The following is a 19,520-nucleotide window of genomic DNA, read 5'->3' on the forward strand; positions in this document are numbered from 1 at the left end:
CAGGCTTTGCCAACATGACCCAGGGACAATTTATTATGATAGTCGTGGCCTGTTTCTTTCTCTACCTGGCGCTCGTTAAAGAGTATGAGCCACTCCTGCTCCTGCCCATCAGTTTCGGGATGCTGCTAACTAACCTGCCTTTGGGTGGCTTAATGGCACCTCCTTCTGGCAATATGGCAGGCGGACTGATGTACTATCTTTACCAGGGCGTTAAGCTTGGCATCTACCCACCCCTTATCTTCCTGGGCGTGGGAGCAATGACCGATTTTGGACCCCTTATCGCCAACCCAAAAACTTTTCTACTCGGTGCAGCCGCGCAAATCGGCATATTTGCCACTTTCATTGGGGCTCTAGCGCTTAACTTCACTCCCCAAGAGTCAGCCTCGATAGCTATCATTGGCGGAGCTGATGGCCCTACGGCTATATTCTTGGCGGCACGCCTAGCACCCCATCGCCTCGGCGCCATTGCTCTCGCCGCCTATTCCTACATGGCGCTTGTTCCCGTGATACAGCCTCCCATTATGCGCCTGCTGACGACCGAAAAAGAGCGCCAGTGCGTTATGCAGCAACTGCGGGTCGTCTCAAAACTCGAGAAAGTTCTCTTCCCCATCATCGTGGCTGTCCTCGTCAGCCTCTTGCTGCCGCCCGCTACACCGCTTGTGGGTATGCTGATGTTAGGGAATCTTTTTAGAGAGTCGGGAGTAGTCGCTCGTTTGTCAGAAACTGCGCAAAACCAATTGATGAATTTGGTAGTTATATTTCTCGGCTTAAGTGTGGGCGCAACAGCTCAGGCTAAATACTTTCTCACTTGGGAGACTTTGGCCATTATCTTCCTCGGTCTTGCTGCTTTTGCCGTGGGCACGGCGGGCGGCGTAATATTTGGCAAAATAATGTACTATGCCACAGGGGGTAAAGTCAACCCCTTAATCGGCTCGGCTGGTGTGTCGGCGGTACCCATGGCCGCACGAGTATCGCAGAATGAGGGCCGCCGGGCTAACCCCAGTAACTATTTATTGATGCATGCCATGGGCCCTAATGTGGCCGGAGTCATCGGCTCAGCCATAGCTGCAGGCGTCCTCTTGTCCATTCTTGGCTAAAGAAAAAGGAGGGGCGTAACCGCCTCTCCTAATTAATTAAGTTGATTTGCAAAGGAGCTGTGAGTATGAAAATTCCTGTAGGTGTATCTAGTCGCCACCTGCATTTGTCCGTCGAAGATCTGGCCACACTTTTTGGGCCCAACCGCAAGTTGCAGAAACTGCGCGATCTCAGCCAAACAGGGCAGTTTGCGGCCATGGAAACGGTGACATTAGTCGGCCCGAAGGGCGAGATTGCCAATGTCCGTGTCCTAGGTCCCGCTCGCGCCCAAAGTCAAGTAGAGGTGAGCTTCTCTGACGCCGTGAAATTAGGTATAAACCCCCCGGTGCGAGATTCGGGCTCCCTCAGTGGGGCGGGTAGCATTCGCATTGAGGGACCCATGGGGGCAGTAGAGGCAGAAAATGCCGTAATAATTGCCTGGCGTCACATTCACATGACCCCCCATGATGCCGCAATTTTTGGCGTAGCCGACAAAGATAAAGTCAGTGTCTCTGTGGGCGGAGAACGGGGCATGACCCTGCACCATGTACTAGTCAGGGTACGCCCGGATTTTAAACTAGAAATGCATATTGACACCGATGAAGCCAATGCCTGTGGACTTCGCAATGGTGACTTAGTGGAGATTTGCCCGCGTTAGAAATAGGCTACGGAGCAGCAAAGCCTTCCCCTAGCACTTCGTGGGCCTCGGTGACGATAATAAAGGCCGTCTTGTCAATCTCGAGCACTACTTGTTTGGCGCGACTAAGTTCCATCCTGCCCACGACGCAGAGGAGAGTAGTTTTCTCCTCTTTACTGAAGCCACCTTTGCTGGGGAACATGGTCACACCGCGCTCTAGCCTGGTCATGAGCAGAGCGGCAATTCTGTCTGCCTCGTGAGAAATGATAAAGAGTGCCTTGGCCGAGTAGATGCCTTCTAGCACCACATCAATGAGTTTGGCGCTGACAAAAATGGCGATAAGCGCGTACATGGCATACTCGGCCGTAAATATGATGCCGGCCAAAAGGACAACGGCAGCATCAATAAAGAGCAGCGCTTGTCCGATACTTACGCCACTGTAGTGAGTGACGAATTTAGCCAGTATATCGGTCCCACCCGTCGAACCCCGGAAACGGAATACAATGCCCATGCCGATGCCAGTTACTACTCCACCATAAATTGAAGCCAGCAGGGGATCTTGGGTTAGCACCACAGCGCCCTGCGTGAACTCGACAGCGAGCGAGGTCGCGAGAGAACCCAGGATGGTGTAGATACCAAAGCGCGGCCCAAAAACGATGAAGCTAGCAATAAGCAGGGGGATGTTAATCGCCAGTAAGACTATTCCGGGCGACCATCCCCATAGATGATAAATAATAGTCGCAATTCCGCTTGCGCCTCCAGCAGCAATGCGGTTAGGGATAAGCAGAGCGTTTAGCCCTACGCCCACGATAATCGACCCGATGATAATTCCTAAATACTCAATTAAACGACGCCACCACATCCCAAATCACCTCAGCGTATTATATCATGCCACAAGGCGATACTGGCACGCTCTCTGTTCGCATTACTGGCTTCCTCTGTGATAGAATAGCTACAATGCATGTCTACCTAGGAGGCTGATCGATGAATATTATCATTTTCTCTGCCAACATAGGTCATGGCCACAATCTCGTTGCGGAAGCTACCGCTGAGGAACTGCGCCTTGCGGGACATACGGTCCAGCAAATAGATGCCTTAGAATTTGTCAGTCCATTTTTTTCCAAAGTACTTTTGGAGAGTTACCTTAAGTTGCTGCGATACACCCCTAATATATATGGCAGAATTTATCAATGGACTGAGGAGCCCACCTTCTTTGACTTTTCCTCCATAATCAATAATTTGTTCTGCAATCTTTTTAAAAAGTTGCTTTCCCAATTTAAGCCAGACGCCATTGTCTGCACCCATAGCTTTCCAGCTGGCTTTCTCTCCGCACTGAAGATCAAGCTAGACATTGACGTGCCTTTATTCGCTGTAGTCACTGATTTTACGGTGCACTACACCTATGTTCATCCTGCAGTTAACACCTATGTCGTGGCATCGCCGAAGCTTACCTACCAGCTACGGCATATTGGAGTGGAAGAGCACCAAATTGCGCCTATTGGCATACCCATTCGCCGCCGCTTTTCTAATCCGCCGAGTAGGCCAGAAGCTAGAGAGGCCTTGGGGCTAGAGAACCGCCCTACCTTGCTACTAATGGGAGGCGGGCTGGGGATGGGTACTCCCACCGAAATGGTAAGGGTCCTAGACCACTACTTAGATGGCCCACAATTAATAGTCATTGCCGGTAAGAATGAGTCCTTGTATCGAGAATTGCTGGCCTCACGTTTTCGCAATGAAGTGCACATTGTTGGCTATGTGGATAATGTTGAGACTTACATGGCGGCTGCAGACCTACTGGTGACCAAGCCAGGCGGTGTCACTTGCGCCGAAGCCTTGGCCATTGGTCTACCCATGGCCGTGGTCTCACCGATACCTGGGCAGGAGTTTCGCAATGCCTCGTTTCTAGTTGAGCAGCAGGCTGCCGTTCAATTTGATATGAGCTTCTTGGCGCCGAAGTTAGCTGACTTACTGGCAGACGATCTGCGCCTGTCTTGCATGAGCCAGCTGGCTAAACGCTTAGCTAGGCCTCTGGCCGCCCGTCACTTAGTTGATCTACTGCAAAGATAGGAGCGGAGACGAAGAAACAATGAAGTATCTCTTTCATATATTTGGTTGCCAAATGAACGAAGCAGATGCCGAAGTCTTGGCCGGCCACCTTGAGACCTTGGGCTACTCCTCTACAACAACGGAAAGCGAAGCAGACCTAATCTTGTTGATCACTTGCTGCGTCAGAGAGCATGCTGAGAGCAAGGTTTACGGCAAGCTTGGTGAGCTTTATAGCCTGAAGCAGGAGAATCCTCGCCTCATCCTCGGCATTTGCGGATGCATGCCACAGCAAGAGGACGTGGCCAGAAAGCTTGAGACGCGCTTCCCCTACTTGGACTTGGTGTTTGGCACGCATAACCTGCCTGACTTTCCGAAGCTACTGGCACAGGTCGAGGCCACAGGTGCAGCGGTAGTAGAAGTCCTTGGCGGGGCAGGTGCTATCGCCGAGAATCTACCCCGAGCCAGGCGTGACAGTTTAAAAGCATGGGTCACCATTATGTACGGGTGTAGTAATTTCTGCACGTACTGCATCGTGCCTTATGTCCGAGGGCAGGAACGTAGCCGTGAGGTCTCGGCAATTCTTGCTGAAATTAGCGATTTAGCGACTAAGGGCTACCGAGAGATTACGCTGCTCGGACAAAATGTTAATTCGTATGGTCGCGATCTCGCGGGGCAGCCAGATTTCGCCGATCTCTTGGCGGGCATCGAAACTATCTCTGGTATTTCTCGTGTGCGCTACATGACTTCACATCCTAGGGACTTTACCGATAAACTTATACAGGTAGTAGCGCGTGCAAAGAAAGTGTGTGAGCACTTCCACCTGCCAGTGCAAAGTGGCAGCAACGCTGTCCTTAAAGCTATGAACCGCGGTTACTCTAGAGAGCAGTACCTGGCCTTAGTTGATCGTATTCGCCGCGCTGTGCCTACTGCCGTCATTACGACTGACATTATCGTCGGGTTTCCCGGTGAGACGGAGGAGGATTTTGCTGAGACCTTGAGTTTGCTTAGGGAAGTCCGTTTTGATGCCGCCTATACCTTTGCCTATTCCCCCCGTAGCGGCACAGTGGCGGCAGATTGGGTTGAAAACCTTAGTAAAGAAGAGAAAAATGCGCGTCTTCGGCACTTAATCGATGTCGTCAATGAAATCTCCCTAGAGTGCAACTTACCACTGCTAAATCAAGTCGTGGAGTTGTTAGTGGAGGGGCCCAGCAGAACAGACCCTTCACGACTTACCGGGCGGACCCGCAGCAATAAGTTAGTGCACTTTGTAGGCGAGAGCTCATTGATTGGCAGACTAGTCGAGGTGCGAATCACCAAAGTACAGACATGGAGTCTAAAGGGAGAACAGGTCGGCGTTCCACATTAGTGACGGTAACCTCCTTTAGACAACACATCCCTTGCGGACTTAAGCGCAGGGGATTTTTTGTGCCTTTTGGGGTGATATAATTGATGTCAAAGGGGAGTGGTTTTGTGCAGCAGTATACTCCTATGATACAGCAGTATCTAGAAATCAAAGCCCAACATAGTGACGCCATATTGTTCTTTCGTTTGGGAGATTTTTATGAGATGTTTTTCGAAGACGCAGAAGTGGCCTCGCGTCTTCTGGCCATAACACTCACATCACGTGACGGCGGACAGGGGCAGAAGGTTGCTATGTGCGGCGTTCCGTTTCATGCGGCTGAGGCCTACCTCGCTCGCCTGCTTAGGGCAGGGCAAAAAGTTGCCATTTGCGAGCAGGTAGAGGACTCTAGCTCCGCTAAGGGCCTAGTGAGGCGCGAGGTCGTGCGCATTGTAACTCCCGCCACTTACAGTGATGCCCCTGCGGATACTAACAACTACGTCTCGTGTTGGCAAGAGCAAGACGGTGAAAGCGTCCTGGCAACGATAGACTATACTACAGGCTCAGTCTCAGTTACCTCCTTTGACGGTGAGACAAGTTACGGTCTTGTAGTCGACGAAGTGCACAGGCTGTCTCCCCGCGAGGTGATTTTGCCCCAACTAGCTATCCCCGACGTCTTAGAAGAATCTGTGACTAGACTGTCTGCACTGAGGCGCACAACCCGTGGCCTGACGGTAGAGGAATCGTCCTCTATGATTAACGCTATCTGGGGCGATGTCGAGCTCACGCCCTTGGCCAGCATCACGCTAGGTGAGATTATCGCCTACCTCAAGGATCTCCGCCTAGGAGACTTTTCGCACTTGACGCGCCCCTTGGTAAGTCTAGGAGGGCGCGGTGCCCTACTAGATATGACTACCCGGCGCAATCTAGAGGTAACGCGGGCGCTAGGCAGTGGAGAGAGGGAAGGTTCGCTTCTCTGGGTGCTCGACTTCACCGCAACAGCCATGGGTGCCCGCCTAATTAAGCAGTGGCTAGAGCAGCCCTTAATAAGTACCGACCAAGTAAACGCCCGTCTCCAGGCCGTGGATGCGTTGTGGCGAGATAACCTGTGGCGTAATCAGGTGAGAGAGGCGCTTAGGCGGGTTTACGACCTACCACGTCTTTTGGCCAAGGTGGTCGCGGGCACGGCCCATCCTCGCGACCTAGTTACCTTGCAAAAGTCACTGGCAGGGGTGACTGAGCTTAATTCCCTGCTCTCTGGCTTTGTGGATGGTTTACTAGGCGAAATTATGGCTGAGCTCATGCCTCATTCTGATTTACAGCAGTTACTTACAAATGCCTTGCTGGAGAATCCCCCTGTAAACCATCGCGACGGCGGAGTGATTAAAGAGGGCTTCCACGCTGAGGTAGACGCTCTGCGCTCCGTTTGTCGCGATACTAAGTCCCTTCTGGCTTCCTTCGAGGCTGAGGAACGTCAAGCCACAGGCATTAAGTCGCTAAAAATTGGCTTCAATAGAGTGTTTGGCTACTACATCGAAGTCACCCATACTAATCTCAGTCTGGTGCCGCCACGTTACCACCGCAAACAGACTCTAGCCAATGCTGAACGTTTTGTTACGGCAGAACTCAAAGAGCTCGAGAACACCATCATGACGGCAGAGGAAAGACTACTGGCTTTAGAGGAAGAACTCTTTGTCTCCCTGCGCCAGAGGGTCGCCGCCGAGGCGCGCAGTATCATGTCGGTGGCGCGGCGAGTAGGGGAGCTTGATGTGCTGCAAGCCTTTGCCGAGGCCGCTAGTCGGTACCGCTTCGTTAAACCAGAAGTCAACGCGAGCAAGACCATCGCCATTACTGGAGGACGACACCCAGTCGTGGAGCGCACCGTAGGGAATCATCACTTTGTGCCCAATGACACTCACTTGGGGCCAGGCGAACTGGCCGTGATTACCGGGCCAAATATGGCTGGAAAGTCAACATATATGCGACAAGTTGCCTTAATTGTGCTGATGGCGCAAGTCGGTAGCTTTGTCCCCGCGGAAAAAGCCACCATCGGCTATGTTGACCGGATATTTACCAGGGTAGGCGCAGCGGATGATCTTTATGGTGGACAAAGTACTTTTATGGTGGAGATGCTAGAAACAAGCCTGGCTTTGGCAGAAGCAACAGAGCGTAGCTTGCTCCTCTTTGATGAAGTTGGTCGGGGTACCAGCACCTATGATGGCATGGCGCTCGCACAAGCAATTATGGAGTTCGTTCATGACCAGGTGAGTGCTCGCACCCTGTTTTCTACCCACTACCATGAGTTGACACGTCTGTCCGACCACCTCGCCCGCTGTCAAAACTATGTTGTGGCCATACTGGAGAGCGGCAAGGAAGTAATCTTTCTCCATCGTGTGCAACCTGGCAAGGCCAGTAAGAGCTACGGCGTTCACGTGGCCCGCATGGCGGGGCTGCCCCGTTCGGTCATTAGCAGGGCCATCGCCTTGCTCAAGGAGCACGAGAGCAAGAAGTCGCAACCCTTTCAACAGACTAACTTTTTGCAAGCTGTTGCCGAGGCTCCACTCTACATGGAGCCTGACCCGCGTACGGCTCTAGCCTTAGCCATATATGAAGAATTGACACAACTCACGCCAGAGGCTTTAACCCCTCTACAGGCCTTACGCTTGCTCTTTGAACTCAAGCAAAAGACCGAGAAAGTTGGTGAAACTCGTGACGATTAACGTTTTATCAACTGAGTTGGCTAATCAAATCGCCGCCGGTGAAGTAATTGAAAGGCCTAGTTCCGCAGTCAAAGAGCTCATGGAGAATGCCCTTGATGCGGGTGCCACAGAAGTCAGCGTCGAAATTACCAAGGGAGGGCTGTCTCTACTGCGCGTTACCGATGATGGCTCAGGCATGAGCGCTGAAGACTTGCGACTATGCCTTTTGCGCCATGCCACCAGCAAACTGCAGACCATTGACGATCTCTTTGCCATGACAACTTTAGGTTTTCGCGGCGAGGCTTTGCCAAGCATTGCCTCTGTCAGCCACCTCACTATACAGAGTCGTCTGCGCGGCTTTGAAGGAGGCCATGAGATTAGGTGTAGCGCAGGACAAGTAGTAACCGCGCGCCCTGTGGGTAGGCCCATAGGCACGACTGTAGAAGTGCGCGATCTCTTTTTTAACACACCGGCACGACTTAAATTCATGAAAAGCGAGACTGCTGAGGGGCAAAAAGTGCTGCAAGTGGTGGAAAGAATCGCACTTTCCCACCCCCGCACCAGATTTACTCTGAAAATTGACGATAGGGTGGTTTTACAAACGCAGGGGAATAATAACCTAGTTGACGCCGCTCTGGCAGTGTACGGAGTAGGGGTGGCCAAGCACTTACATTACTTCGCACCGCAGGGAGGAGGAATACTATCTCTTTCCGGTGTTTTGGGGGATTTCTCACTTCACCGTCATAATCGGCTCTGGCAGTCAATATATCTCAACGGCCGCTATATTGAGAGTAGGCGCCTCGGAGCGATCCTAGAGCAAGCCTATCGCACCCTCCTGCCGCCCAAGCGGAGCCCCGTGGCTGTACTACATTTGCAAGTGCCAGCTAGCGAGGTGGATGTTAATGTGCATCCCACCAAGGTTGAGGTGCGTTTTCGCGATGAGCAGGCCATTTGCGGGGCCTTTATGAACATTTTGCGCCAGCAGTTAGAGGTAGTGGCAGGGAGACAAGTGGGGCGGGGGGAAGCTGCGCAGGGAGGGCAGGTCGCTACACCAGAGTACGCCCGCTACGAGCCGGCAGCACCCAACTTGTTTGTGCCGCGAGTGGAGCAAGGGATACCTAGTCAGTTGACAATTCTACCGCCTACAGCACCATATCGACTGATCGGTCAGGTTTGCTTGAGTTACATTCTCGTTGAAAAACAGGGCAGTGTCGTTATCGTGGACCAGCACGCAGCCCACGAAAGAGTGCTATGGGAGCAGTTCATGACACATAGCCATGGAGTACAGGCGCTTTCCATCCCCATTTCTATTGACTTTGGCCCCGCAGGGTACAACTTAGCTCCGCGGCTGGCGGAGATGGAGCGCTTAGGCTTTAGCTTTGAGCATTTTGGCGGTAATACCTACTTACTGAGGACCATGCCAGCTACCTACTTGGGGACTTTTGATGCCGAAGTCTTGCGCGAAATTGCTCTAGAGCACGATGCCGACCAGACCCCCAATTGGGAAGAGGCTGTCGCAGCCAGACTTGCCTGCCGCGCTGCCATTAAGGCTGGGGTACGACTCTCCCCTAGCGAAATGGTGGAGCTCCTTGACAAGCTATACGCGACGAACTTGCCCGTGACATGCCCCCATGGTCGGCCAATTGAGATATCGTTTACGGAAGAGGCGCTCTACAAACTTTTTCACCCGAAATGAGGATGAGCATGAAACCACGCATACTGGCAATAGTTGGACCCACTGCTGTAGGCAAGACTAGTCTTTCCCTGCAAGTAGCGGCCAGGCTACACGGTGAAATAATTTCCGCTGATTCCATGCAGGTTTATCGCGGCATGGATATCGGTACCGCCAAGCCGACTCTAGCCGAGAGGTCCCTGATACCGCACCACTTGATCGATGTCGTGGACCCCGGTGAGTCATTTAGTGCCGCAGATTATCAGCGTCTAGCGCGAGCCGCGGTGAACGACATTTTAGAGAGAGGTCGGCTGCCCATTTTCTCTGGTGGTACGGGGCTTTACATTCGGGCAGCCATCGATGACTACAACTTCACCGCTAGCGAGAACAATCCGGCAGTGCGTAAGAAGCTCCAGCAAGAATTGCAGGAAGCGGGCTTAGCCGCTCTCTACACGCGTCTTCGGCAAGTTGACGCGCGGGTCGCTTCCCGACTGCCGGCGACAGATCAGCGTCGTATTATTCGCGCCCTAGAGGTTTTTGAAACAACAGGTCGAGCTCTTAGTTCATGGGAATCGGAGAAGGATATTAAGAACGCCCTCTATGACGTGCTTATGATCGGGCTGTTGCGCCCCCGCGAGGAGTTACATGCTCGTATCGATGCGCGGGTAGAACAAATGTTTGCCGCGGGCTTGTTAGAAGAAGCTAGACATCTCTATGCGCAGGGGATTAGCCTAGTCGCTCTTCAGGCGCTAGGCTACAAAGAGTTGTTAGGATATCTAGAAGGACATTCTACATTGGAAGAGGTGAAGGCCATCCTCAAGCAACAGACCAGACGCTATGCCAAACGCCAAATGACCTGGTTTCGTGCTGACAGTCGCGTGCACTGGGTGGACGCCCAGGACTCCCAGAAAGCAATATCGGGCATCTTGGAAATTCTTGCAAAGGAGTGGCACATGTATTAGAATTAGTCTGACTAGAGAGAGATGGGAGGCCAAAAATGTCTAAAGTAGTACTGAATCTACAAGATCTATTTCTAAATCAGGTGCGCAAAGAGAATCTGCCCGTAACTATTTTTCTTGTCAATGGGTACCAACTAAAGGGCATCGTTAAAGGTTTTGATAACTTCACTCTCGCTATGATGGACTCCGAGGGTCGTCAGCAGTTAGTCTATAAACACGCTATTTCTACCGTGCAGCCGGTACGGCCCATCAACATGGGTCTAGTTGAAGGGGATAGCTAAACGAAGGTATGGCAGGGCCGCCCCATTAACGGGCGGCCCTGTTCATTCGGCGGTAGAGAAGCAGTTATCGCCCTCTTCTGGCGCGCAGGGCGAGTCCTAGGCACATTCTGCTCTGCTTTGGCGTATACTGTGGCGATATGTTGTGTGGGGGTGGTAGGTGTGCGTCCTCGTACTTCTAGCGAAGTATATGCCCTGCTTGAGTCAGGGCATATCAGTGTGTCTCAAGCGCTTAAATTTTTGCGAGACCTAGAGCTCCGTATCCCTGTGCAGGGTGCGGAGCCAGATAGTATCTCTCCAAATGCTGAACAAGGGGCAATCTCCCCCTCGCCATCATTGGAAGACGTACTGCTAGAGTTTAATTCTTTGATTGGCCTACAGGATATCAAAACCTTAGTAAGGGAAATGCAGGCCTTTATACATATTCAGAAGAGACGCCAGGAAGAGCGTCTGGTAACGGAACCCTTGGTCTTGCACATGATCTTTAAAGGTAACCCAGGCACGGGAAAGACCACAGTGGCACGACTCTTAGGTAAGATCTTGCGCCTAATGGGGGTGCTCGCCAAAGGGCACTTGATTGAGGTAGAGCGTGCCGATGTGGTGGGAGAGTATATAGGGCATACCGCGCAAAAGACGCGCGAGCAGATCAAGAAGGCCCTAGGGGGCATCCTATTTATTGATGAAGCCTACGCTTTGGCACGGGGTGGGGAGAAAGACTTTGGCAAGGAAGCGATAGATACCTTAGTTAAAAGCATGGAAGACCACAAAGATAATCTAGTGGTCATCTTGGCTGGCTACCGCCGTGAGATGGAAGACTTCCTCAAGACAAACCCAGGGCTAAATTCTCGCTTCCCCATTCATGTCGACTTCAAAGACTACTGCATCGATGAACTGCTCGAAATTGCCGCGCATTTGCTGGACAAAAAACAGTATCGCCTGAGCACAGGGTCTGTGGCCAAGCTTGGCGCTATCTTGTCGCAGCAATTGCACAGCGACCGCGAAAACTTCGGCAACGCCCGCCTAGTGCGAAACCTCATAGAGCGAGGCATCCGCAAGCAGGCCCTGCGGCTCTTTAAGAAAGAACGGTCGTCACGCGACGAACTGATGCTCATTTTGCCGCAAGATATTAAAGAGGAAGAAGAGTAAAGTGTGGGGCCAGTGGCATGGGGAGACGATTTCAACCACAGAGTACACAGTTCCTCTGTGACCTCTGTGACCTCTGTGGTTAAAAAAGTTCCCCTTCCTCGTCTAACCTCCAATTTCCAACCTCCAACCTCCAACCTTGCGCCAACCAGACTAAGAAAATTCCCCACCGGTGCCTGGGGAAAAAGCCTTGCAAAACTGGGGAAATTCCTATTGCAAAAAACACCTATCCCCTTTGTTGAGTGTCGAGGGGGATTAATGGTCCCATACCCCCACTTTGCCCTCTGGCAAGGTGGGGGTTATTTGACGCTTACGGGTTTTGCTCCCTTGGCGTTTTGCGTTCCTAACGCCTTTTGCTTAAAGTTTTCTCCACCAGTTTTTCGGAAGCCCTTTACGAACAACTCTGCGGCGGGTGGTTTCCTAAGAAGTTCATGTGACAGCTCTGAGTTGTCACATATATCCTTGACATACAGGAGAGGTGGCGATAAAGTAAGATGTGGCAATAACTGCTAAATATTAGGTCGGAAGGAGGACTGGAGAGAGCTTGCGGTAATTGCCGAAAAAATGACGGAGGAGGATGAATTTCTATGGTGGCAGGCAAAGGTCTTTGGCTCACGAATAGACCTGCGAAACGTCTAGTTTTTGTAGTGCTGTGTTGTTTGCTGCTGGTATCTGTTTTTGCTGGGCTTACTTTCTCCGCTCCGGCTGACCTTACGCCTGAAATGGCCATTCTAGGGCCGTATGTTCAGACTTATGACCTTGATGCTCTACAGTGGGAATTTCCCTTTACTTTGGTCGGGTTTGGCCCAGGTGCTCGTACAGCTCGCTTGGCAGAGTTTAGTATTGACGGGCACGACTTGCTGAGAAATGTCCCCATGCCGCAAAGAACCATGACCGTTCATCGGTTGGATGACGAAATCAGCCGCGCAGCGTTTAGGGACTGGAACAATTATCGCCGGCGGGCATCAGTCCTGCGTGTGCGCAATGACGAGCGAGTTTATCTATCCGCCGCCGAGTAAACGCTGTGGCCCATCGCCGCACCGATAATTAGGAGGTTGCCAAGGTTGTTTCCTCAATCGGCAATCCCGTGCCCGTCAGTGGTAACAGGATAAGGCACTTGTGGGGGCGAATACGACGGGAAGGCGTAGCGGCGAAAGGCAAGCCGCTAAAGAGGGAGGCGATTTCATGCTCGGGCAGCGCGTTAAGCAGGCGCGATTAGCGAAGGGCCTCACCCAGGCAGAACTGGCCCACGGCAAGTTTTCACGATCCTACATTGGGGCTATCGAAAGAGGCAGAATCAAACCTTCGGCGGAGAATCTAGCTGTAATTGCCGAGTTCTTAGGGCAGCCGCTCCTGTACTTCATGCCACAAGCGCAAGAGGAGGCAGAGACTAAGTTGTTGGTACTGCTAAACGAGGTGAAGGCTCTGCTAGCGGTAAAGGAATTTGATCAGGCTAGGGCCATGTTTGAGGAATGTAGCGATTTCGACAGTAGTCAAGTTGCTCCTCTAGTACAGGGGCTCTACTTTGAAGCAAAGGCCAATATTGAGGCCTCTGACAAGATGTTGCTTAGAGCGGTTGACACATTTAAGGTTGCTGCACAAGCATATGAGTTAGTTGGCCAGACTCTGGACGCTTGGAGATGTACATTTAGTGCAGCTATGGCTCTTTACCACTGTGGCCAACTAAGCTATGCGGTGTTCATGGCGCTTGAATCGTTAGGTCATTTGAAGAATGCGCCCGAGCACGAAGATGAGCTCAGTAAGACACACTACCTAGTCGGCAGCTGCTACACCACACTCGGCAACTGTGGTGCGGCGAGTGCCCACTTTGCGTTAGCCGAAGAAGTCGGGAGCTTAGGTGCAGCGCTTGGGGTTAAGGCGCTGATTGCCAAGGCCAGTTGCCTTGCTCGGCAAGGCAACTGGCCTGCGGCCTTGGTGGATGCTCAAAGAGCGGCGGCACTATCTGATCAGCTTGTCGCCAGCGAGCTTAAGGCCGAAGCCTTGATTGGGGCAGCTGTTTGCTTGATCAGCCTGCAAGATACGCTAGGTGCCCAGCGAATGTTATCTGAGCTGCTAGAGCTGCCACAAATCGGTATAGCGACTAAGCGCAAAGCCTACAGGGAGGTACTGCTTGCGTTGAGTGAGCTCCCTGACCACTGTGAAACCTTTCTTTACGAAGACGCATTACAGGGATTGATGTTAAAACCTGATGACACCACTCTAGAGTGGGAGCAGCTTAAAGACAAGTGGGCACTGACGAAGTGCCGGCTGCGCCGCGCCCCGCTTTGTGCCGAAAGTACAGTCAGCTCCTTTAGTCAGAGCTTTACCAGCCTCGAGCGCTACCGCGATGCCGCCGATGTCCTTGTCTTCGGCGCTAAACTACTAGAGCAGCAAGAAGAACACCGCGCGGCTTTACTACTTATGAAGCGTGCGTGCAATTTACTGATAGGCAGGCCTCAGTAGACACGCTCTACTATCATGTCCTTGTGATACTTCCATCCATCGCTTACAATTTATTTGACATGTAGAATTCGGATGGAAGCGAGGTGTGATTAATGGGGCCCTAGTTCTATTGCAGAAAACACCCTGCCTAAGCCGTAAGAGCAAACTGTGATTCGCGAGTAGCTGAGTCCGACAGCAACTCGGGGTCAGGCCGTGAGTGCGATGAACCCCGAAAACAAGCACCCCTCCCAAGCTCTTGGCTTGGAAGGGGCCTACTCTAAAAACGGACGGACTTATCACGCAGTCCGCCGTCCTATTTGTCGCACGGTCTATTCGGCGTTCGTTTTGTCGGGGTTTTGCGACAAAAAAAACGTAGACTTAATGCCACAAAACTGGATGATGAGGAATTGCGGATTATGATGAAGGTGTTGGAGCGTTCGTATTTGTAGAAACGTGGGGGCGACGAAAGTACATCTACTTGTGATATATGCATAATGTTACGGATATGGGGGTGGGGTTCATTGCTGCCATTCAACGGAAATGCGCCGATTAGCGAAAGCGATAAGCGGCTTGTCGAATCGCTATATGACAAGTATCACCGCCTAATGTTGTATGTCGCGAATCAGATGCTGGGTGACTATGCAATGGCGGAAGATGCCGTGTCGGAATCGCTCATCAAGATGATACGGCACCGGGAAAAATTACGTGATGTTTCCAGTTGTCAGACGAAGGCTTACATTATTAAGATAGTAAAAACCACTTCCCTTACACTTCTAACGCAGAAAGCATTGCGAAGTCTTGAGCCAGACGATTTGCTTGAAGATAGTCCAGAAGGGGGTATCAACGTGCTGAACGATTTGGTCGTGCAAGAGGGGTGCCATACCATAATGAAGGCGGTTCAGTCACTGCACAGTACGTTAAAAGATGTGGCGTACCTGAGCCTTGTCCACGAACTCAAGCATGATGAAATCGCCCACGCGCTAGATATTAGTGTGTCCGCATCTAAAAAGCGGTTATCTCGGGCAATGAGGGCTATAAAGAAAATCTTAGGTGGCGATAACGGTGTGAGAAATAGTTAACTAAAGAAACGAGCGGATATTTGACGTTCTGCTTAAAGCAGCGCCCAGCAATGAGGAACTTAAATAGATATAACCGTACGCTGGATCACTAAGCAAAAAAGCACAAGCGGTTATCAACGGGGGGCTTGGAGTCATTCACACAAGGTAAACCCTGCGGGTGCTGGCGAGGACTGCCGCCGTCTTATGCGTGGTGTTGGGCTTAAACAAAAGTGTCCTCATGGCAACTCCGGCATCTCGCAACCTTATACTCAACTTCTTAATTGCTATTCGGCATGACCCTGTTGCCATTGATTTTGGTTTTGGGGTTGTGCACATAGTGAGGATGACCATGATACTGTCTTTAGGTATGCCTCAGAAGGCTTTGAGTTGATTAACAGGCCAACAATGGAAACTATGACAGCTTGCTTTAACTACCACCTTCAATACATCAATCGTATTAGTCATGGCGTAAATTTACATGAAACGGCGGCAAATAGGGTATCTAAGAAGTTTTGGGGAAAGTATGTCACCAAAACCTATCTCCGACTGTTATATGTGCACGAGTGAAAAATATAACGAGAAATGGAGTGAAGTTATCGTTAAAAGGTAGCTATATAGCTTTGCCTAATCCTGCCGGTGCTGGCGTCTTCTGCTGTGACCTCAAAGGCATATGGCGGGAACACGGGCGCTCGACAAGCAATTCAGCCGGTCCAAATGCACGACCACACACATTGCCGCATGGTGAAAAATTGATGGTGCGGTTTTTGGATTTGGTAACGCCCGCATTTTGTGGTCAGAGCAGCTACTATCACCTAGCGCTCACGGCGAAGGTGTTCCGAGGCGGAACCAGCGAAACGGTTTCGTTTACCAGAACTTCATGGGCCATTTAATTGCCCTCGCATGAATGCAATTACTCTGGGAAGATTATTTATGATAACTATGAGAAATCGATTTACCAAGAAAACGCATAGCTTTCATCACTAAATTTGTAAAGGAGATGTTTTATGTTAAGCGTCAATGTGCCACTAGGCAACTTCAGTCCGGGAAGGCTAGCAGGTACTCCCAACATACCAGATATGCTAGTTGTGCATACTTCTGGTAATACCACGCAGAGCGCAATAAATACTATAACAAACCCATCTTCTGGTGTGTCCTATCATTTTATAATCGCCGCTAATGGGGCAATAACGAGAGCTGTTGGTATTCGTGATACAGCCCACGCAAATGGGACGGGGAGCGGAAATCTGCATCACACACTTTCGACGAATCATATTGTCCGTTCAAGGCCTGTAAATGCAAATAACTATACCATAAGCATTGCATTTGGTGGTATGAACTTGAATGCAGGGCACTTAACACAAGCACAAATTAACTCCTGCGCTAGTCTTATGAATGGTTTGCGTGCAGAGATATTCACGATTTGGGGGACTTGGACTGATTTTTGGAGAACAAACTTTGTAGGTCACAATGAGGTGAAACCGCGTATGAGGGATGGGACGGTACGTCATTGCCCTCAATGGAGTACGGCTGTTCCATTCCCGTATACTACCATACTTGATCTGTTCCATAGTCAGCCTATACTCCTGCCCTTTAGCGCTAATGAACCGATTATCGTAGGCAAGGCGACAAGTGAAGAAGGTGATTTATCTTACTCATCTTATTACGACTCGGAGATTTATGATATTGTTCATGGGTCGTCAGATGATAAGTGGACAGAAGGTTGTTTTTGCACCAACAACACTCGTCATCCATAAAATGGGTGACGAGTGCATGACGTGACGAGTAGACAAGAGGGAGGTTTCGGCGACGATAATGCGACATGCAGGGAGGTTGCTTGGAGGCACAATAGCCCTTTTGATTTTAGGCATATGGATAACGGGGTTCGGAATACACAGCAATGATGTAGACTCTGGCGATGCGAACCAGAATATTAAGGTGACCACCGAGGAAATGTTGGAGATGTCCCTTAGATATGGGATATCGCAAACGAGGTATTTTGACCTCTTTGAGCCTGCCGATGTCTTTGACGATAGCCTGTCTCGCAAAGACGAAATAATAAGTCTATTCTTAAGCCGCTTTCATGCTCATGTTTCATTCGATGAGGAAGGAAGTGCAAATACAGGTGGCGTGTGGATATTCATCCCAAAGAATAACGTAACTGCTTTACGATATGTTGAAATCGACCATAGGGCTGATAAATACGGCAATCATTTCTTTGAATCGGCGATACTTTTTGAACTTGAGTACCTCAAAAAGGAAACGCCTCTTGTAATATCCGAAGCAGGTGCGCAATGGGCATTTCCAACAAGAGGAATTTCATTCGTGGACTCGGACGGTTTGAGGAGATTGCTAGGTGTTGGCAGGCAATTTAGCGGTTATGGCCCAGAAAGTTTTCTTGTTGAACTTCAAAGCAACCCTCCAACAATTTATTGATAGCCTCTCGGCATTCGTTGAGGTCGATGGGGCAAGGTTTTGTTTGAAAAGCATCCATGGTAGTAGAGATTCCAGCAAAAAAACCATTGTTGGGTGCCTAGGTATTGAGAAGATTAGCGAAATTGCTTGGAGTTATGATGTTGCGTCCGCCATTCATTGGGAACCGAAATTAGCGGTGATTATGGCTATGCCTTTCATCGCTTTTATTTGTTTGATACCGGATTGAACATCGCCGTAAACGAAAGCGGCAACATCATGGCGGCAACCGTTCTGTATAGGCAAGATAATCAGCGTCTTTTTTGTTTTAACGGAATTGATGGCACTGCCACATACGATGATGTGGCGGGTGTGAACGCTTTTAGAACGTAAGCGTCAAACGTTGCACACCACCTCACCCATTTTCGCCAATTCCCGAAGAATGCCTGTGACATTTAGAAGCCCAATGTCCTTGCCACGACCGCACTTTCCGGCAAACAGCTCCACAAATTGTACTCACATATGAAAAAACCCCTGCGCAGGGCGGGGGCCTAAGTTTATATTTGTTTTTTGCTTCTACACCTTGCTGGTAACTCTTTAGACCAGGGGAGCAATCGCTCGAGATTCTGTGGGTCTGAGATGTCCATGTTCGGCATCTCCTCGAAGAGGTACTCAAGGTATGTATATGGGTTAAGACCGTTCTCCTTTGCCGTCTCCACAATGCTGTAGATGGTGGCGCTAGCTTTCGCGCCGCGCGGGGCATTGCAAAACAACCAGCCTTTCCGGTTATGCTCTTAAGAACATAACCGGAATTATGCTCAGACACTATTTATGTGCAGTTAATTCCCCGCGCTGAAAGAGACCGAGAAGACCGCGTGCTATCTGCCAATTGACCGACACAAAGACTCCGCATAACTGTCCATAATGTCACAGGCTCAATAAGAGCTAAGAGGGGGTGACATTATGGAAACGAGAGAATCATTGACTTCCCAGATTGCTGACTATGAGGCATTCCTGAGAGAAGAGTACCAGCCAAGTACCATTAAGGGCTACAAAAAGGCAGTGCAGCGCTTTGTTGAATGGGTGAAAGAAACACAACCAGCATCGGAAACACAGATCGAACCATTAATGCTGGAGTACATTAATCCCAACAACCAAGTCGATGGACGGCACAGTATCACGACAGTGCGTACAGCAATCCGACTCTTCTACTACTTCCTGACTGACCGGAAGCTGTCACCTTGCGAGAGGTCGTCTAGCAACGAATCTATCGAACGGGAAGCTATGGATTACGCATTGTATCTCGAAAGAGTGGCTCGCCTAAGCCCACCGACTAGACAATCCCACCAGAATTGTTTAAGAAGGTTTCTATACCGTCTTTTCCCAAGCTCCCAATTTGACAGTTCTGCAATCTCGGTTTCAGTGTTACAGAGCTTTCTGACCACAGAGATGACGCACTTCAAGCCTTCATCTCGGAAAGCTTTCATTGGCGTCATTAGAAGCTACTGCCGCTACTTGCGTTTCAAAGGTGTAGAGGTGGACAAAGGGTTACTCGTACTTCCGCTCTCAGCTCCAGTGTGGAAGGTAGCTAGCGTGCCAAAGACGTTAACACCAAAAGGGACGGCAGACTGTGCGAGAATGCGTATTTTAGTAGCCTTCACTACTCTTAGAATGCGTGTTTTAGGACCCCTCACTGGCCAACAGGTGCAATCTGGCAACAGTTTTCTCCTTGCCAAAATAGAGACAAAGAAGAAGAGTAGCAAG

The 19,520-nt window shown here is 50.5% G+C and carries 17 protein-coding genes; 15 read left to right on the forward strand and 2 right to left on the reverse strand.

The annotated features are described in order from the left end of the window. Positions 1–14 precede the first annotated feature (14 nt). Positions 15–1,097, forward strand: coding sequence for a sodium ion-translocating decarboxylase subunit beta (locus KGZ92_05450; GenBank protein MBS3888734.1), 1,083 nt, complete (start codon positions 15–17; stop codon positions 1,095–1,097). Between the two features lie 65 nt (positions 1,098–1,162). Then, positions 1,163–1,732: a phosphate propanoyltransferase gene (locus KGZ92_05455; GenBank protein MBS3888735.1), complete on the forward strand. Its 570-nt coding sequence runs from the start codon at positions 1,163–1,165 to the stop codon at positions 1,730–1,732. Positions 1,733–1,739: 7 nt separating this feature from the next. Here KGZ92_05455 and KGZ92_05460 read toward each other — a convergent pair whose 3' ends face one another. Beyond that, entirely contained in the window at positions 1,740–2,573 is an 834-nt protein-coding gene (locus KGZ92_05460) for a YitT family protein (GenBank protein ID MBS3888736.1), read from the reverse strand. 122 nt (positions 2,574–2,695) lie between these two features. Between KGZ92_05460 and KGZ92_05465 the strand changes: the two genes are divergently transcribed. The 12 genes from KGZ92_05465 (at position 2,696) to KGZ92_05520 (ending at position 17,780) form a co-directional block, all read left to right on the forward strand. Further along, positions 2,696–3,778 (forward strand): glycosyltransferase, encoded by a 1,083-nt coding sequence (locus tag KGZ92_05465; protein MBS3888737.1) that lies wholly within the window; start codon positions 2,696–2,698, stop codon positions 3,776–3,778. Between the two features lie 19 nt (positions 3,779–3,797). Continuing rightward, the gene (miaB, locus tag KGZ92_05470; protein ID MBS3888738.1) at positions 3,798–5,123 is read left to right on the forward strand and encodes a tRNA (N6-isopentenyl adenosine(37)-C2)-methylthiotransferase MiaB; all 1,326 of its coding nucleotides are present in this window, start codon (positions 3,798–3,800) and stop codon (positions 5,121–5,123) included. 83 nt (positions 5,124–5,206) lie between these two features. Next, complete coding sequence (mutS, locus tag KGZ92_05475; protein ID MBS3888739.1) at positions 5,207–7,816, forward strand: DNA mismatch repair protein MutS; 2,610 nt, start codon at positions 5,207–5,209, stop codon at positions 7,814–7,816. After that, the gene (gene mutL, locus KGZ92_05480; protein ID MBS3888740.1) at positions 7,806–9,491 is read left to right on the forward strand and encodes a DNA mismatch repair endonuclease MutL; all 1,686 of its coding nucleotides are present in this window, start codon (positions 7,806–7,808) and stop codon (positions 9,489–9,491) included. The genes mutS and mutL overlap by 11 nt, the downstream gene beginning before the upstream one ends. Positions 9,492–9,493: 2 nt before the next feature. After that, entirely contained in the window at positions 9,494–10,429 is a 936-nt protein-coding gene (gene miaA / locus KGZ92_05485) for a tRNA (adenosine(37)-N6)-dimethylallyltransferase MiaA (GenBank protein ID MBS3888741.1), read from the forward strand. 35 nt (positions 10,430–10,464) lie between these two features. Beyond that, positions 10,465–10,707 carry an RNA chaperone Hfq gene (gene hfq, locus KGZ92_05490; protein ID MBS3888742.1) on the forward strand — a complete coding sequence of 81 codons (243 nt, stop codon included), beginning with the start codon at positions 10,465–10,467 and terminating at the stop codon, positions 10,705–10,707. Between the two features lie 402 nt (positions 10,708–11,109). Beyond that, positions 11,110–11,850 carry an AAA family ATPase gene (locus KGZ92_05495; GenBank protein ID MBS3888743.1) on the forward strand — a complete coding sequence of 247 codons (741 nt, stop codon included), beginning with the start codon at positions 11,110–11,112 and terminating at the stop codon, positions 11,848–11,850. A 584-nt stretch (positions 11,851–12,434) separates the two neighbouring features. Next, positions 12,435–12,866, forward strand: coding sequence for a hypothetical protein (locus KGZ92_05500; GenBank protein ID MBS3888744.1), 432 nt, complete (start codon positions 12,435–12,437; stop codon positions 12,864–12,866). Between the two features lie 166 nt (positions 12,867–13,032). Further along, positions 13,033–14,310: a helix-turn-helix transcriptional regulator gene (locus KGZ92_05505; protein ID MBS3888745.1), complete on the forward strand. Its 1,278-nt coding sequence runs from the start codon at positions 13,033–13,035 to the stop codon at positions 14,308–14,310. A 500-nt stretch (positions 14,311–14,810) separates the two neighbouring features. Further along, complete coding sequence (locus KGZ92_05510; protein MBS3888746.1) at positions 14,811–15,368, forward strand: RNA polymerase sigma factor; 558 nt, start codon at positions 14,811–14,813, stop codon at positions 15,366–15,368. Between the two features lie 983 nt (positions 15,369–16,351). Further along, positions 16,352–17,101 carry an N-acetylmuramoyl-L-alanine amidase gene (locus KGZ92_05515; protein MBS3888747.1) on the forward strand — a complete coding sequence of 250 codons (750 nt, stop codon included), beginning with the start codon at positions 16,352–16,354 and terminating at the stop codon, positions 17,099–17,101. A 58-nt stretch (positions 17,102–17,159) separates the two neighbouring features. Further along, on the forward strand, positions 17,160–17,780 hold the full coding sequence (locus tag KGZ92_05520) for a hypothetical protein (protein ID MBS3888748.1): 621 nt from the start codon (positions 17,160–17,162) through the stop codon (positions 17,778–17,780). A 533-nt stretch (positions 17,781–18,313) separates the two neighbouring features. Here the strand turns inward: KGZ92_05520 and KGZ92_05525 are convergent. Next, positions 18,314–18,529, reverse strand: coding sequence for a transposase domain-containing protein (locus KGZ92_05525; GenBank protein ID MBS3888749.1), 216 nt, complete (start codon positions 18,527–18,529; stop codon positions 18,314–18,316). A 190-nt stretch (positions 18,530–18,719) separates the two neighbouring features. On the opposite strand from KGZ92_05525, the gene KGZ92_05530 reads away from it, so the two are divergent. Further along, on the forward strand, positions 18,720–19,520 hold an 801-nt coding region (locus tag KGZ92_05530; GenBank protein ID MBS3888750.1), incomplete at its 3' end, for a site-specific integrase.

The organism is Bacillota bacterium (genome assembly GCA_018333655.1).
Lineage (GTDB): Bacteria > Bacillota > UBA994 > UBA994 > UBA994 > BS524.